Below are 16,450 nucleotides of genomic sequence, written 5' to 3'. Positions count from 1 at the left end.
TAATGCGTAAATTAATGATCCCTGTATTGGTTGTTACGTTAGCTTTGCTACTGATGTCAGTATTCGTGATTCCTGAAGGCGAGCGCGGTATCGTGATTCGTTTCGGTCGTGTATTGAAAGATACTAACGACATCTCTCGTATCCACGAACCAGGTCTGCACTTCAAACTGCCATTATTCGACCGTGTGAAAACTCTTGATGCACGTATTCAAACAATGGACGGCCGTTCTGACCGTTTCGTAACGTCTGAGAAAAAAGACGTGATCATCGATTCATACGTTAAGTGGCGTATTCAAGACTTCGGTCAATACTACCTAGCAACAGGTGGTGGTAACGCACTAACAGCAGAAGCACTTCTTGAGCGTAAAGTGACGGATGTTCTTCGTTCTGAAATCGGTTCTCGTGAAATCAAGCAAATCGTATCAGGTCCTCGTAATAACGATGTACTGCCAGATTCTGCTGATAGCGAAGAAGTTACTACAGTTGCTGCTGCTGAAGCCCTAGAGGTGGATGGTGAGCGTGACAAGATCATGGAAAACGTACTTGCAGATACTCGTGAAAGTGCGCTGAAAGATCTTGGTGTTGAGATTGTTGATTTCCGAATGAAGAAAATCAACCTTCCAGACAACATCAGTGACTCTATCTACAAGCGTATGCGTGCAGAGCGTGAGTCGGTTGCTCGTAAGCACCGTTCTCAAGGTCGTGAGCGTGCTGAAGTTATCCGTGCTCAAGCTGAGCTAGAAGTAGCAACAGTACTTGCTGAAGCTGACCGTACTGCTCGAGTAACTCGTGGTGATGCAGATGCAGAAGCGGCGAAGATCTACTCTGATGCATACAACAAAGATCCTGAGTTCTTTGGCTTTATGCGTTCACTGCAAGCTTATGAGTCATCATTTAGCGATAAGAGCGACATTCTAGTACTGGATCCGAAGACAGACTTCTTCCAATACATGAATCAAGCGAGCGGTGCGCCAGCGAAATAAGCTGAGCAGTTATTGAAGCAGCAAACGCTGAATTTTAATAGCCAGACACGCTAATACTTAAAAGGCTCCCATTGTGGGAGCCTTTTTGCTTTTTGGGATTCTGCTATTTTTATCTGGTTTTAAGCTGCTATGAGAGAATGGTGGCTCGAACTATCTATCTGCTAGAAATGGTAAGGAACTATGCAGAGAGCTATTGTGGATGCGATGACGCGAATTAGTGATGTGTCATAAAGGCGATCACGGCGCCAGCGACTACCAGGCAGCCACCAATGCGGCGCAATTGAGTATCGGGTTGCTCGCTTAGCTGAGCGACCATATTTCTCCAGCCATTTGGTGCGATTAATGGGCCAAGCCCTTCAACGATGAGAACAAGCCCAATTGCGAGCCAAATTGAATCAGACATGATGCTGCCTTATATCTATAAAAATACAATGATATCAGCATCTTTAGCGATCTGCCCTTCGTAATCGCTGTTTTATTTTTGTACAGCGTTAACGTTTATGAACAAAAAGTGACTGCAAGAAGTGTGATTCAGTGCTAGAATCCATTTTTAATTAGCAACAGAAATTGGAAAGATGGGAAATAACGTAGTCGTTCTAGGCACCCAATGGGGTGATGAAGGTAAAGGTAAAATCGTTGACCTTTTAACTGAAGATGCAAAATACGTGGTTCGCTACCAAGGCGGTCACAATGCAGGTCACACACTTGTAATTGACGGTGAAAAAACCGTTCTTCACTTAATTCCATCAGGCATCCTGCGCGATAACGTTAAATGTGTTATCGGTAACGGTGTTGTACTTTCGCCTGAAGCACTTCTTAAAGAAATGAAGCCTCTTGAAGAGCGCGGCATCCCAGTTCGCGAGCGTCTTTTCGTTTCTGAAGCTTGTCCTCTAATTCTTCCTTACCACATCGCTATCGACAACGCGCGTGAAATCGCTCGTGGCGCGAAAGCTATTGGTACAACTGGTCGTGGTATCGGTCCAGCTTACGAAGATAAAGTTGCTCGTCGCGGTCTACGCGTTGGTGACCTTTTCGATAAAGAAATGTTCGCTGAAAAACTAAAAGAAGTAATGGAATTCCATAACTTCCAACTAGAGCACTTCTACAAAGCTGAAACAGTAAGCTACGAAGATGTACTTGAGCAGTGCATGGGTTACGCAGATCTACTAACTTCAATGGTTATGGACGTAACTGATGAACTAGACGCAGCACGTAAGCGCGGCGACAAGATCATGTTCGAAGGTGCTCAAGGTACTCTACTAGATATCGACCACGGTACTTACCCATACGTAACGTCTTCTAACACGACTGCTGGTGGTGTTGCTGCAGGTTCTGGTTTTGGTCCTCGTCACATCGGTTACATCCTTGGTATTACTAAGGCTTACTGTACTCGCGTTGGTTCAGGTCCATTCCCAACTGAGCTATACGATGGTCTAGACAAGCAAGACCCAGTAGGTAAGCACCTAGGTGATGTTGGCCACGAGTTTGGCGCAACGACTGGTCGTCTACGTCGTACTGGTTGGTTCGATGCTGTTGCTATGCGTCGTGCAATCCAAATCAACTCTCTGACTGGTATGTGTCTGACTAAACTAGACGTTCTAGACGGTCTAGAAGAAATCAAGATCTGTACTGGCTACAAGATGGCTGACGGTTCTATCCTAGAAGTTTCTCCAATGGCTGCTGAGTCTTTCGAAGAAGCAACGCCAATCTACGAAACAATGCCAGGTTGGTCTGAAACAACATTTGGTGCTAAGTCAATCGACGCGCTTCCACAAGCTGCTCTTGATTACATCAAACGTATCGAAGACCTAACAGGTGTGCCAATTGATATCGTATCAACTGGTCCAGACCGTAACGAAACTATCATCAAGGTTCACCCATACAGCGCATAATGCCTGATTGAGTGATTACCATTGCACCTTTAGTGCTTTGATAATTAAATCGTTTTCTAAAAGCCGACTTTCTTAAGTCGGCTTTTTTATACCTGCAATTTGAGGGGCGAGCTTTCTGTGATAATCTTTTGAACGCCATCTGGCAAAATATTGCCCATTAGCGGCAAGTTTTGTCTAAAGCGATACGCTGAGTTGCCGATACAGATATCATAGTGAGTGAAATGTAATTGAGTTTGGGTCGCCCAAAGGCTCGATGCGTTTTTAAAACCGATAAAAGAGTGCAGGTATGAAGCTACGAATTGTGGCAGCTTCATTAATAATGGCGCTGAGCTCACCCTTGAGTCATGCAAATTTGGCTGATGTCGGGGAGCCGGTTCCAATATATACAGAAGCTGAACTGATTAATTTAATCGAGAATAATCAACACCTAGAGCGAGTGAAAGCTGATAAGTGCCAGTTAGTTGAAGATATCGTTGCTCGTGCAACGCGTATTAGCTTGCCTTCTTATGAGTTTTTATACGGCGATATGCTGGCGTGGGGCGTGTGTGTTCCTCAAGATGTAGAGCTTGGTCTTTACTATATGGAAAACGCGGCACACCAAGGTTTACCTGCAGCACTAGAGCAATTGGGGCGTTATTATTCTCGTGGAACCTTGGTTCAACAAGACCAAGAACGTGCGATCCCATACCTGCGCGAAGCAGCCTCTCTGGGAAACCTGAGTGCCAGTATTCATCTAGCAGAGCTGTTGTTGCGTGACTATGGTAGCCCGTTAGATTACGAAGATGCCTACCGCTGGTTATACAACTCAGTCACGGCAGATCAAAGACAACACAAGCGCATTACTGTATTGCGAAGTGGTCTGGAAAAGAGAATGCCAGACAATATTATCGCGCGAGCAAAACGACGCGACGTATTCTGGTAATACCGAGCTAGAAACCTGTAATGATTCCTGCACTCATTGTTACAGGTTACAAGATATAAAAAGCCCCGCCTAATCGAATTAGTGCGGGGCTTTTTACGTTTAGATGATCATGTTATTCGATAGCGAACTTATTGAACTACTTCACCAGATTCGATAACGGTTTCACGAACTACCTTGGTAAAGTCGAGCGCTTCCTGACGAATCTTATCTTCATCTACCGTTAGCATGTCGCGATCTTGCATTATGATCTTGCCATCGACGATCGTGTGACGAACATTGCCAGAGTTAGCTGAATACACCAGTGCTGAATACGGGTTGTAAACAGGAACCATATTTGGAGCTTTAGTGTCGATCACTATGATGTCTGCGAGCTTACCTTCTTCAAGTGATCCGATCTTATCTTCCATGTGTAGTGCTTTTGCTGCGCCCATTGTCGCCATGTCGATCACTTTGATCGGCGGCATTGCTGCACGATCTTTATTGACTAGCTTATGAACTTTCGCAACTTGGTTGAATTCATCGATAGTGCTCAGAGTGTTGCCAGACATCGGGCCATCAGTGCCTAAACCAATACGTACATTCTCGTCATACATCTGTAGTGCAGGTGATACACCTTTTGCTGATTTGATGTTCGCACTCATGTTATGAGCGACACCCATATCTGACTTTTTAACAAGCTCAATGTCATGGTCATCAACTAGGATCATGTGTGCACCAACCAGGTTTTTGTTGAGTGCGCCAATGCTATCCATGTATTGAACTGGCGATAAGCCTTCTGAACGCTCGGCGATCTTCTCTACTTCACGATGCGATTCTGCAAGGTGGATCATCACTGGCACATCTAGCTCTAGTGATAACTTAGAAATTTTCTGCAGGATCTCTGTGGTGTTGGTGTAAGGCGCATGTGGTGCAAATGCAGGAGTAATACGTGGGTGATCTTTGTATTCTTCAATGAAGTTCAACGCGTACTTGATACCTTCTTCGGCGTTAGCAGCATCGGCAACCGGGAACTTAATCACGGTTTCACCAAGGATGGCACGCATACCAATTTTATCGACGGTTTTTGCGACTTCATCTTCGAAGTAGTACATGTCGGCGTAAGTCGTCACACCGCCTTTGACCATTTCAACGTTACCTAAGTTGGCACCAATGCGTACCATATCGCGTGATACTAACTTCTTCTCGAGCGGGAAAATGTAGCGGTGTAGTCGGTCTGGCACATCATCAGCCAGTGAACGGAAAACCGTCATTGATACGTGAGTGTGAGTATTGATTAGACCTGGCATTACGATATCGCCATCAACGTCCAGCACTTGCTCAGCCTTGTATTGCTTTTCTAGTGAAGCATCGCCAACCGCAATGATTTTATTGTCTTTGACGACAACCGTTCCGCTCTCATAAACCGTTTTGTCTTGGTTCATGGTTAGAACCATCGCATCGGTAATCATTAGGTCAGCTTTTTCCATCGCAGAACTTGCGAATGAGAATAGCGTAAGGCTCGCCATTGCTGAAGCCAATAAGGTGCGTTTTAATTTCATATCAATACTCAGAACAGGAGTTGGTAAAAGTGTCTGGATAATAGTGCATTTCATTCACGAGGCAAACGTTTGTTTTATCGTTTGCGCAAAATTCTGATGGTAGTCCGATACTGTGAAGTGATGTTTCACAAAATGAAGATATGTATCAATCTGAGGTTATTTTCGGGTTTTCTAAAGCATATCTGTAGCTTACCTCTAGCATCGGATATACTAGGGGTATATACCTTCCTTGCTTAAGCAGGCCCGCCTATGTCAAAAAACACACCGATGTCAGAAAACACGACAGCTACCACTAACGTTGATCCTTTTGCCGATCGAGAGTCGAAGAATTACGACAATCCAGTACCAAGTCGAGAGTTCATTCTATCGTTTCTAACGGAAGCGAATATTCCAATGAACCGTAACGACCTATTCGAAGCGCTTGGCCTTGCTGGAGAAGAGCAATATGAAGGCCTACGCCGTCGTTTACGTGCTATGGAGCGTGATGGACAATTGGTCTTCACTCGTCGCCAATGCTACGCGCTACCTGAAAAGTTAGAGCTAGTGAAAGGTTACGTGATTGGTCACAAAGACGGTCATGGTTGGGTACGCCCTGATGGTAGCAAAGGCAAGGATGACGATATTCTACTGCCGCACCATCAGATGAAAACCATCATGCACGGTGACTACGTGTTGGCTCAGCCAACGGACAATAGCAAGCGAGGCCGTCGTGAAGGTCGTTTAGTTCGCGTACTTGAAGAACGTACTACGCCAATCGTTGGTCGTTTCTTCTTGGAGTATGGTCACTCTTATGTGGTTGCTGACGACTCACGTATCAGTCATGACATCCTTATCCCAACCGAGCATAAAGGCGGAGCTCGAATGGGTAATGTGGTTGTGATTGAAATTACTGACCGTGGCGGTCGCTCTCGTAACATGATGGGTAAGGTAACTGAAGTACTTGGTGAAAACATGGCTCCGGGCATGGAAACCAAGATTGCGATTCATACCCACCAGATCCCAAATGAGTGGCCAGAAGCTGTTGATAAACAAATTGCTAATTTGGGTGAGCATGTACCTGAAGAAGCGAAAGAGGGGCGTGTTGACCTGCGTAAATTGCCATTGGTAACTATCGATGGTGAAGATGCTCGTGACTTCGATGATGCGGTTTATTGTGAAGCGAAGAAAGGTGGTGGCTGGCGCCTATGGGTAGCGATTGCAGATGTGAGTTACTACGTTCGCCCTGACACTGCGTTAGACAAAGAAGCGATCAATCGTGGTAACTCGGTATACTTCCCATCGCAAGTTGTCCCAATGTTGCCAGAAGTGCTTTCTAATGGCCTATGTTCATTGAACCCTCAAGTAGACCGTTTGTGTATGGTGTGTGAGATGACTATCTCAGACAAAGGCAAACTGTCTGGCTACAAGCACTATGAAGCGGTGATGAACTCTCATGCTCGCCTTACTTACAATAAAGTAGGCGCGATCCTAGATGGCAACGAAGAACTTCGTGAGCGTTACGCACAAGAAGTGCCGCATCTAGAAGAGCTGCACAGAATGTACAAAGTACTGAAGCAGACTCGTGACGAGCGTGGTGCAATTGAGTTTGAAACGGTAGAGACTAAATTCATCTTCAATGCGGATCGTAAGATTGACCGTATTGAACCCGTTGTTCGCAACGATGCACACAAGATCATCGAAGAGTGTATGATTCTGGCGAACATCGCGTCTGCATCTTTGGTGGAGAAAGCGAAAGAGCCATCGCTGTACCGTATTCACGAAACTCCAGGTGAAGAGCGCTTAGCAGGCTTTAAAGACTTCCTAAGTGAGCTTGGTTTATCGTTAGACGGCGGTTTATCTCCTTCACCAACGGATTACGCAAAGCTGATGCAGCAAATTAATGAGCGTGAAGATCGCGAGTTGATTCAAACCATGCTGCTACGTTCGATGAAGCAAGCAGTATACAACGCTGATAACGTAGGTCACTTTGGTCTAGCGCTAAAACGCTATGCTCACTTTACTTCGCCGATCCGTCGTTACCCTGACTTGCTACTGCACCGTGCGATTAAGTACCTTATTGCGAAAGAAGAGGGGCGTAACAGCGAACGTTGGACACCAACCGGCGGTTACCACTACACTTTCGATGAAATGGACTTCTACGGCGAGCAGTGTTCAATGACTGAGCGTCGTGCCGATGACGCCACTCGTGAAGTGAACGACTGGCTGAAATGTGAATACATGCAAGACCACGTCGGTGAAGTGATGGACGGTGTGATTGCCAACGTAACGGGCTTTGGCTTCTTTGTGCGTCTAACGGAACTGCACATTGATGGCCTGGTACACATCTCGGCGCTAGCGAACGATTACTACCAATTTGATGCTGTCGGTCAGCGCTTGGTGGGTGAAAGCTCTGGTAACATCTATCGTTTGGGTGATTCGGTTAAAGTTAAAGTTTCTGCGGTTAACCTAGAAACTCGCCAAATTGATTTTGATTTGGAAGACACTGCTCGTCAGCCTCGTGGCAAAGGAAAAACCGCCAAGAAGCGTGCTGCTGAAGCAATGAAAAAGGCGAAAAGTAAGAAACGCGCCGCAGTGAAGAGCAACAAACCGGGTGTCGCAGCTAAACCATTAGTTGAGCCAACTAAGCGACCAGATGGTAGTTCAGAAGCTTCTGAGAAAAAGAAAAAATCGCGTAATAAGACCGGTGCAGCAAAAGCTCGAGCGAAGAAAAAGCGCTCAGCAACGCGCAAGGCTAGGGCGGATAAGTCTTAGGACATCGCCAAGCGTTAACAACGAATGTAATGCGAGAGTATCGGGCGTGAAACGCATACTCTCGAAATAAACAACGCAGAGCTGAATGCATTGGAGTTAGTGCCGTTCATCTCTGAGCAATAAGAGTAATTTGAGACAATGAGTAACGAATTTATTTACGGTATTCACGCGGTGAAAGCTGTACTAGAAAAAGACCCAGCGCGTTTCATCGAAGCATATGTGCTGAAAGGTCGTCAAGACGAGCGCCTTTTGCCACTACTGAATCAGCTACAACAGTTTGGTGTATCCATTCAACAGATGGGCCGTAAGCCGTTGGATGACAAAGCACAAGGTGCAAACCACCAAGGTATTATCGCTAAGGTGAAGCCTGCTAAGCAGCTTAACGAAACTCACCTAGATGACATCCTAGCTCAACACGAGCAGCCATTGCTGTTGGTTCTCGATGGCGTAACAGACCCTCATAACCTAGGTGCTTGTCTGCGTAATGCGGATGCGGCTGGTGTTGCTGCGGTTATCGTACCTAAAGACCGCTCTTCGCCGTTAACAGCAACGGTTAGCAAGGTTGCATGTGGTGCTGCTGAAACAGTTCCTCTAGTACGTGTAACCAACTTAGCTCGCACAATGCGTGCTCTGCAAGAACAAGGTGTATGGTTCGTGGGTACAGCGGGCGAAGCGACGCACGATATCTACCAAGCGAAGCTAACCGGCCCTCTAGCTGTAGTAATGGGTGCAGAAGGCGACGGTATGCGTCGTTTAACGCGTGAAACCTGTGATGACCTAATCAAGATTCCGATGGCAGGTAGTGTATCAAGCCTGAACGTGTCAGTGGCTTCTGGTATTTGTCTGTTTGAAGCGGTACGTCAGCGTCTAGCGCAGTAAATTACTAATCGAATTGATTTATTTCTAACGCCCACCACATGCTGGTGGGCGTTTTTTTAAGGGCATAGAGTCAGAAATCGAAAGAACCACGGATGGTAAGGGGCTGTTGCTCTTTCGTGGTTGAATTTTGTTCGAGATAAAATCGTTTTAGGTGCGGCGAAGAGTATGTAGCCTAGTCATTCTAAGCAAATATTCTTCAACAAAGCATAAAACGATTTTAGCCGAACCCTTCGGGCAGCCTTTGTGGTTCATTTCTACTGCGTTATCGGCTTTTTATGTAGGCTAGCTACACGTCAAAGCCTCTGTCTTGTATAAATTTCCCACAAAGAGCTGCAAAAGCCAGCTCGAAAGATTAACAGCCCCTAAATGGCGAAAGAAAAACTGTTTTATTATTCGCCAAATACCACTTGCCAATACAGGGTTCTTTCTATAATATTTGCCGTCCTTAAAACTCGGTCATTTATCTTTAGTTCCTTGCTTCCTCTGGACGACCGAGCCATTCGTGGAAGCTAATAATCCGTAAGGAGCAACCAAATGCGTCATTACGAAATCGTATTCATGGTTCACCCTGATCAAAGCGAGCAAGTTGCTGGCATGATCGAGCGTTACACTGGTTCTATCACTGAAGCTGGCGGTACTATCCACCGTCTAGAAGACTGGGGTCGTCGTCAAATGGCTTACCCAATCAACAAGCTTCACAAAGCTCACTACGTTCTTATGAACGTTGAAGCTGGTCAAGAAGTGATTGACGAGCTAGAAACTGCTTTCCGTTTCAACGATGCAGTTCTACGTAACATGATCATGCGCACTAAAGGCGCTGTGACTGAGCAATCTATTATGCTTAAGCAAAAAGAAGAGCGTGCAGAGCGTGCTCCTCGTCGCGAAGAGCGTACAGAAGCTAAACCAGAAGCAGCTGCTGAGTAATTCTTTTTTGGCTTAATGCCTTAAAAAATTCTCAACTTGTTTTAAGTCTTTCACCACTTTCTAAGTTTTGAAAGGCTGCATTATTAAATTTAAGATCAGGAGATAGCCCATGGCTCGTTTCTTCCGTCGTCGTAAATTCTGCCGTTTCACTGCAGAAGGCGTACAAGAGATTGACTACAAAGACGTAGCAACTCTTAAAAACTACATCACTGAAGCTGGTAAAATCGTTCCTAGCCGTATCACTGGTACAAGCGCTAAGTACCAGCGTCAACTAGCTCGCGCTATCAAGCGTTCTCGTTACCTAGCTCTACTACCGTACACTGACAAGCATCAGTAATCGGTAATAGTTAATAATAGTTTAAGAGGACTAAGATAATGCAAGTTATTCTACTTGATAAGATCGGTAACCTAGGTGGCCTTGGCGACCAAGTAAACGTTAAATCTGGTTACGCTCGTAACTTCCTTATCCCACAGGGTAAAGCAGTTATGGCAACTAAAGACAACGTTGCTATGTTCGAAACTCGTCGTGCTGAACTAGAAGCTAAAGTTGCTGAGCAACTAGCTGCTGCTGAAGCTCGTGCAGAGAAAGTTAACGCTCTAGAAGGCGTTTCTATCGCTTCTAAAGCTGGTGACGAAGGTAAACTATTCGGTTCTATCGGTACTCGTGACATCGCTGACGCTATCACAGCGGCAGGTGTTGCAGTAGCTAAGAGCGAAGTACGCCTACCTGAAGGCGCTCTACGTAACATCGGCGAATTCGAAGTAAGCATCCAACTTCACTCTGAAGTTTTTGCTACTGCGAAAATCGCTATCGTTGCAGCTGAGTAATTTCAGTACCAAGACGAATTCTTTCTTTATGAAAGTTTTAAACACCAGCTTCGGCTGGTGTTTTTTTATGTCTGGAATATAGGAAAGGGTAAGGGAGGGTTACAGTAGGTAAAAAGCTTACTATGATCAAAAAGCTCTGATGGCTGAACAAACAGCCATGGAAATTAGAATTGGAACAACAGGTTTATGGAGAGAACCGAGTCTTCTTTATCTAGCCCCTCGGGTACCTTGTCGTGGTACTGGCGAGAGTGTGCAATCTTCAGCGCGATATTGTCAGTAATATCGTTGATCGCTTCTAACTCGGTATCGAACTTCAAGTTACTGTGACCAGACACCAATGTTACATCGGCTTTTAGCTGCAAATTCTTCAACACCTGCCAAGACGTATTCACGTTACCACGGAAAATCGCTTCTTCAACGATCTCTGGGAAGATGATGTCATCATCGTCGATCTCATCGAGGTTTGGTTCTTGGTAACGGAAACCCGGGCCCACTTCCACTTCCAATACAAACTCTTCGGTATTCGAAAACTGGTAACCCAGACCACTCGAAACGGTGTAGTCCTTAAAGTAAGCGCTGTAGCGTGAATCGACGCCTTTAAAACTGCCGTAAAGATAGGTTTTAGGACTTAACTTGTAGTCACTCTGAGCCGTGTAAGTCGATTGCCTTTTATCTTCTTCGCCATCTTTGTAGAGGTTGTAGTATTTCCATTCGCCACTGGTTCTGTGGCGGCCAGCGGTGTACTCACCGTTTAGGCGTGCGTTTAGAGAGCGTGAATCGGAATTACCAGTATGCGACTGATATCCAAATTCGACTTCAGTTTTTAGTGGGCTTGGCAGTTCTGTGTCACTCGTATCACTTGGGGCGATATCCATATCTTTTTCTTCAGGTGCTGGTGCAACGACGATCGGCTCAGCAGTAGGTTCTGGTACTACTATCGAGTCGAGGATTGCATCAACATCGGTTTTAGCATCATCAGCTAAAGCCATCGGAGTGCTCAAGAGACCAGTGCATAAAATACCAGTGCTCAGAGCCAATAGTTTGGACACGCATACCTCAGTTATACAGTGAATGAATGGCGAGATCGTAATGCTACCCTTGGTTAATTCCGTCAGCAATAAGTAAATTCTTCCTGAAGAATAAAACAAACTCATAGGATCGGATTACAAATGAGTGTTCTTGGGTATAATGAACGATCATTATTAGTTATTGAGTGTAGTCATAGTGGATACCAAAAGTCAGAAATCAGCCAAAGATCAGGTGGACGCCATCAAGGTCCCGCCACATTCATTAGAAGCTGAGCAATCTGTTATTGGCGGTTTGTTATTAGATAACGAACGCTGGGATACGGTTGCTGAAAAGGTTGTGGCCAAAGACTTTTATAGTCGTCCTCACCGTCTGATCTTTGAAGCGGTAAAAGATATCCTTGAAGAAAGCTCTCCTCTGGATCTTATTACACTCTCTGAACACTTAGAGCTGCGTGAGCAACTTGAAGAAGTGGGTGGCTTTGCCTACCTTGCTGACCTAGCTAAGAACACGCCAAGTGCGGCTAACATTAACGCTTATGCGGATATCGTCGCTCAGCGTGCATTGGTTCGCAGCTTGATTGGTGTGGCGAATGAGATCGCTGATTCTGGTTACGATCCACAAGGTCGTACATCAGAGGACCTGCTCGACCTTGCTGAAAGTAAAGTATTCGCGATTGCCGAAGGTCGTGCAAGTGAAAACGAAGGCCCTCAAAACGTAGACAGCATTCTTGAGAAGACGCTAGAGCGTATCGAAATCCTGTACAAAACTCCGCAAGATGGTGTGACAGGTGTCGATACCGGCTTTAATGACCTCAACAAGAAAACGGCAGGTCTACAAGGTTCTGATTTAATCATTGTGGCGGCACGTCCATCGATGGGTAAAACCACATTTGCGATGAACTTGTGTGAAAACGCGGCGATGAAACAAGATAAGCCAGTGCTTATCTTCTCTCTAGAGATGCCAGGCGAACAGCTGATGATGCGTATGCTTGCATCCTTGTCTCGCGTGGACCAAACCAAAATTCGTACCGGTCAACTTGATGACGAAGACTGGGCTCGTATCTCTTCGACCATGGGTATCCTCATGGATAAGAAGAACATGTACATTGATGACAGCTCTGGCCTAACGCCAACCGAAGTACGTTCTCGTGCGCGTCGTATTGCTCGTGAACATGACGGTCTTTCAATGATCATGATCGACTACCTTCAACTGATGCGTGTACCTTCACTGTCTGATAACCGTACCCTTGAGATCGCCGAGATTTCACGTTCCCTTAAAGCGTTAGCCAAGGAGTTGAACGTTCCAGTTGTGGCACTTTCTCAGCTTAACCGTTCCCTAGAGCAGCGTGCCGATAAACGCCCAGTTAACTCGGACTTGCGTGAGTCGGGCTCGATTGAGCAAGATGCCGACTTAATCATGTTCATCTACCGTGACGAAGTGTATAACCCAGACAGCTCACTGAAGGGCATCGCTGAAATCATTATCGGTAAGCAACGTAACGGTCCAATCGGTTCGGTTCGTCTGACATTCCAAGGGCAACACTCCCGTTTCGATAACTATGCAGGTCCTGCATTTGATGACGAGTAATCGCTAATGACGTATATGAAAGCGGCGACCGCGAGCATTGATTTGAATGCGCTTGAACATAACCTGAACCAGATAAAGTCAAAAGCCCCGCAGTGCAAAGTGATGTCTGTTGTCAAAGCAAATGGCTATGGTCATGGCTTACTGCACATTGCTAAGCACTCTAAAAGCTCAGATGCCTTTGGTGTGGCCCGTATTGAGGAAGCACTGCAGCTGCGTGCTGGTGGTATTGTTAAACCTATTTTGTTGCTCGAAGGCTTTTACTCTTCGGGCGACTTACCGATTCTTGTCACTAATAACATTCAAACAGTTGTGCATTGCGAAGAGCAATTAAGCGCGCTAGAGAATGCTGACTTAGAAACACCGGTTATGGTGTGGCTAAAGGTCGATAGCGGCATGCACCGCTTGGGCGTTCGTCCAGAGCAGTACCAAGATTTCGTTGAGCGTCTGCATCAATGTGCGAATGTGGCTAAGCCTCTTCGTTACATGAGCCACTTTGGTTGTGCTGATGAGCTGGATCGAACGACTACGGTAGAGCAGACTGAACTGTTTTTGTCTCTTACTGATGGTTGTGAAGGGGAGCGCTCACTGGCCGCTTCTGCTGGTTTGTTGGCTTGGCCTGATAGCCACCTTGATTGGGTACGCCCTGGAATTATCTCTTACGGTGTATCGCCGTTTGTTGATAAATCAGCACAAGAGCTTGGCTTTATGCCTGTGATGACCCTTACCTCTCACCTGATTGCAGTTCGTGATGTTAAAGCGGGTGAAAGCGTAGGATATGGTGCTAACTGGACCAGTGAGCGTGATACTAAGGTGGGTGTTATCGCGATTGGTTATGGTGATGGCTATCCTCGAACTGCACCCAACGGTACACCTGTGTTTGTAAATGGACGAAAAGTGCCTATTGCAGGCCGAGTCTCTATGGACATGTTGACGGTCGACCTTGGGCCGGATGCTCAAGATAAAGTCGGTGATGAAGCCACACTTTGGGGTAAAGAGCTACCTTCAGAGGAAGTCGCAGAGCATATCGGTACGATCGCTTACGAGTTAGTTACGAAACTTACCTCGCGTGTAGCGATGGAATACGTGAAGTAGCTATGGATTCAGTACAGTAAATGATATTCAAGCGAACCACTCGACACCTAGTGATGTCAGCAATGGCATTACTCGGTGTGAGCTTTTCTTCTTCAGCCCTGAGTGAAGAAAAAGATTCAGCCTTTGTCCCTTTTTACTTCAGCACTGAAACCATGGGTAATACCTTTGGGGTTGCTGGTGTCGCAAAGGGTGTTTGGCAACCTCAAGCCGCTTTGTTTGGTATGGCGCTGTATTCAGACAAAGACAGCTACGTCGGTTTCCTATCAGCTTTTAACTTTGCACTGTCTGAGAACATACTGTTCAGTACTCAGATGTACCAAGCTCGTTTTAACGAAAACCCGTATTACATTGGCTCTCAAGGCGATAACGATTCATCGATTGATGACAAAACCATCGCTGATGGCTTAGAAGAAAACTATCAGTTTGAGTTTAAGTATCTGTTGCCATGGGGCAATGTTGCTGAGCATGGTTTATTAGGTGCGTTTCAACCAATTAAAGATGTGAGCTTTGCTTCACCAGTCGAGTCGGGTGTCAGCTCGATAATCTTTACGCCTTTTTATACTTCCCGTGAGTTGGAAGGTTTAAATAATAGTGAAGAGGCGACAGGCTTTAGCTTAGCGTTTGATTGGGATAACCGTGATAGCACACGCAACCCAACCAAAGGTTCTCATACCAACCTTGAGTTCACTACTGGCGCTGAAAGTTGGTCTAACGACGACTTATGGTTGAAGTGGACATTTCAAAACAGTCAGTATTTTGCGTTAGGCCCGTTAGGTGATGTGTTTGATCAGCAAGTCTTAGCATTTGATTTCTATACTGCTGATACACCGACTTGGGATAACTGCACAGGGCAAGATTGCGCTCGCCCACCAGAAACGGAGCAGGCGCGATTAGGTGGTTTATACCGCTTAAGAGGTTATACCGGAGGGCGTTACCATGGGCGTTCTGCAGTCCATTACTCTGCCGAATATAGGGTAATTCCAGACTGGCAACCACTGGATGATATTCCACTGATTAACTACTACGACTTACCTTGGTGGCAGTGGGTAGCATTTGCCGAAGTCGGGCGCGTTGCCGATGAGTACGACATCAAAACACTGCATACCGATATGAAGTGGAGTTTGGGCGGCGCGGTTCGCTTCCAAGTTGAAGGTATTGTTGTTCGTGCTGAATTGGCGCGAGGCGGCGATGAGGGGACCTTTAGGGTCATGATAAACCAGCCTTTCTAAGCTAAGACTTATCTGCTTAATTTTCTATTACTCAAGGGGGACGCATTTCTGTGTCCCCCTTTTTATTTCGCTACTCTAGGCTTGGTTACGATGAACTATTCTCCTTGGATAGTAGCAATCACAGTGCGGCTACCACCGTAGTCTCGGTGTTCTCCCAAGTAAATGCCCTGCCATGTTCCTAAAGCTAAACGACCATTGGTGATAGGGATTGTCACACTGTTGCCAAGTGTCGATGCTTTAATGTGAGCTGGCATATCATCATCACCTTCATAAGTATGTTTGTAATAGGGCGCTCGTTCGGGCACAAACTTATTGAAGTGTGACTCCATATCACTACGGACGGTCGGATCGGCGTTTTCATTGAGCGTCAAGCTGGCAGAAGTATGCTGAATAAATAGATGTAATAAACCAACAGATAAAGAGTTCACATCGTGTATCTGTTGTTCAATTTCATCAGTAATGAGATGAAATCCACGCTTTTGTGCATTTAGGTGTATAGTCTTCTGAATCCACATACGCCATCCTTTATAATGTATTTGGAAAAAAAGTGGTTTGAGGCTATCTTTTGAACTTGAATTTATCAGGTCTCGCTCACATTTAATTATGTTAGAGCCAGAGTCTGTACCGATTCCTGTCTCAGGAAATCTAATCCTGATTTATCTCAAGGTACAGCTCTTCATATACGGCATAATACGTCGTGAAAAAAAATTACAAAGAATCTTTCAGTGGTGACGCGGTTTGGTCATCACAGAAAAATATAAACTTTCGCCTAATCGGGGGTTCTATTCATCACCCA

Annotated in this window: 15 protein-coding genes; 11 read left to right on the top strand and 4 right to left on the bottom strand. The window is 45.7% G+C overall.

Annotated elements, in window-relative coordinates; genetic code table 11:
- Positions 1 to 2: 2 nt before the first annotated feature.
- Positions 3 to 983 (top strand): protease modulator HflC, encoded by a 981-nt coding sequence (hflC, locus tag L0991_12020; protein XGB62114.1) that lies wholly within the window; start codon positions 3 to 5, stop codon positions 981 to 983.
- Between the two features lie 214 nt (positions 984 to 1,197).
- Here the strand turns inward: hflC and L0991_12015 are convergent, their stop codons facing one another.
- Entirely contained in the window at positions 1,198 to 1,386 is a 189-nt protein-coding gene (locus tag L0991_12015; GenBank protein XGB62113.1) for a DUF2065 domain-containing protein, read from the bottom strand.
- 172 nt (positions 1,387 to 1,558) lie between these two features.
- On the opposite strand from L0991_12015, the gene L0991_12010 reads away from it, so the two are divergent.
- Positions 1,559 to 2,875 (top strand): adenylosuccinate synthase, encoded by a 1,317-nt coding sequence (locus tag L0991_12010; GenBank protein ID XGB62112.1) that lies wholly within the window; start codon positions 1,559 to 1,561, stop codon positions 2,873 to 2,875.
- A gap of 286 nt (positions 2,876 to 3,161) precedes the next feature.
- Positions 3,162 to 3,797 (top strand): sel1 repeat family protein, encoded by a 636-nt coding sequence (locus L0991_12005; protein ID XGB62111.1) that lies wholly within the window; start codon positions 3,162 to 3,164, stop codon positions 3,795 to 3,797.
- Between the two features lie 128 nt (positions 3,798 to 3,925).
- On the opposite strand, the gene L0991_12000 is transcribed toward L0991_12005, so the two are convergent.
- Complete coding sequence (locus tag L0991_12000) at positions 3,926 to 5,335, bottom strand: amidohydrolase (GenBank protein XGB62110.1); 1,410 nt, start codon at positions 5,333 to 5,335, stop codon at positions 3,926 to 3,928.
- A 249-nt stretch (positions 5,336 to 5,584) separates the two neighbouring features.
- On the opposite strand from L0991_12000, the gene rnr reads away from it, so the two are divergent.
- The 5 genes from rnr (at position 5,585) to rplI (ending at position 10,717) form a co-directional block, all read left to right on the top strand.
- On the top strand, positions 5,585 to 8,086 hold the full coding sequence (gene rnr / locus L0991_11995; GenBank protein XGB62109.1) for a ribonuclease R: 2,502 nt from the start codon (positions 5,585 to 5,587) through the stop codon (positions 8,084 to 8,086).
- A 138-nt stretch (positions 8,087 to 8,224) separates the two neighbouring features.
- Positions 8,225 to 8,965, top strand: coding sequence for a 23S rRNA (guanosine(2251)-2'-O)-methyltransferase RlmB (gene rlmB / locus L0991_11990; GenBank protein XGB62108.1), 741 nt, complete (start codon positions 8,225 to 8,227; stop codon positions 8,963 to 8,965).
- Positions 8,966 to 9,499: 534 nt separating this feature from the next.
- Positions 9,500 to 9,889 (top strand): 30S ribosomal protein S6, encoded by a 390-nt coding sequence (gene rpsF, locus L0991_11985; GenBank protein XGB62107.1) that lies wholly within the window; start codon positions 9,500 to 9,502, stop codon positions 9,887 to 9,889.
- Positions 9,890 to 9,998: 109 nt separating this feature from the next.
- Entirely contained in the window at positions 9,999 to 10,226 is a 228-nt protein-coding gene (gene rpsR / locus L0991_11980) for a 30S ribosomal protein S18 (protein ID XGB62106.1), read from the top strand.
- Between the two features lie 38 nt (positions 10,227 to 10,264).
- On the top strand, positions 10,265 to 10,717 hold the full coding sequence (gene rplI / locus L0991_11975) for a 50S ribosomal protein L9 (GenBank protein XGB62105.1): 453 nt from the start codon (positions 10,265 to 10,267) through the stop codon (positions 10,715 to 10,717).
- Between the two features lie 164 nt (positions 10,718 to 10,881).
- On the opposite strand, the gene L0991_11970 is transcribed toward rplI, so the two are convergent.
- The gene (locus L0991_11970) at positions 10,882 to 11,766 is read right to left on the bottom strand and encodes a DUF481 domain-containing protein (protein XGB62104.1); all 885 of its coding nucleotides are present in this window, start codon (positions 11,764 to 11,766) and stop codon (positions 10,882 to 10,884) included.
- 175 nt (positions 11,767 to 11,941) lie between these two features.
- Between L0991_11970 and L0991_11965 the strand changes: the two genes are divergently transcribed.
- The 3 genes from L0991_11965 to L0991_11955 are packed head-to-tail and all read left to right on the top strand — an operon-like array spanning position 11,942 to position 15,654.
- Entirely contained in the window at positions 11,942 to 13,333 is a 1,392-nt protein-coding gene (locus tag L0991_11965) for a replicative DNA helicase (GenBank protein XGB62103.1), read from the top strand.
- 6 nt (positions 13,334 to 13,339) lie between these two features.
- Positions 13,340 to 14,425 (top strand): alanine racemase, encoded by a 1,086-nt coding sequence (gene alr, locus L0991_11960; protein ID XGB62102.1) that lies wholly within the window; start codon positions 13,340 to 13,342, stop codon positions 14,423 to 14,425.
- A gap of 20 nt (positions 14,426 to 14,445) precedes the next feature.
- A complete protein-coding gene (locus L0991_11955) occupies positions 14,446 to 15,654 on the top strand; it encodes a BamA/TamA family outer membrane protein (protein ID XGB62101.1) in 1,209 nt (402 codons plus the stop codon).
- A 95-nt stretch (positions 15,655 to 15,749) separates the two neighbouring features.
- Here the strand turns inward: L0991_11955 and L0991_11950 are convergent, their stop codons facing one another.
- Complete coding sequence (locus L0991_11950) at positions 15,750 to 16,169, bottom strand: secondary thiamine-phosphate synthase enzyme YjbQ (protein XGB62100.1); 420 nt, start codon at positions 16,167 to 16,169, stop codon at positions 15,750 to 15,752.
- Between the last annotated feature and the right edge of the window lie 281 nt (positions 16,170 to 16,450).

Origin of the sequence: Vibrio chagasii (assembly GCA_041879415.1) — a bacterium.
Classification (GTDB): domain Bacteria; phylum Pseudomonadota; class Gammaproteobacteria; order Enterobacterales; family Vibrionaceae; genus Vibrio.
The sequence above is the reverse complement of the archived record's forward strand: the minus strand, read 5'-3'. Positions and strand labels throughout refer to the sequence as shown.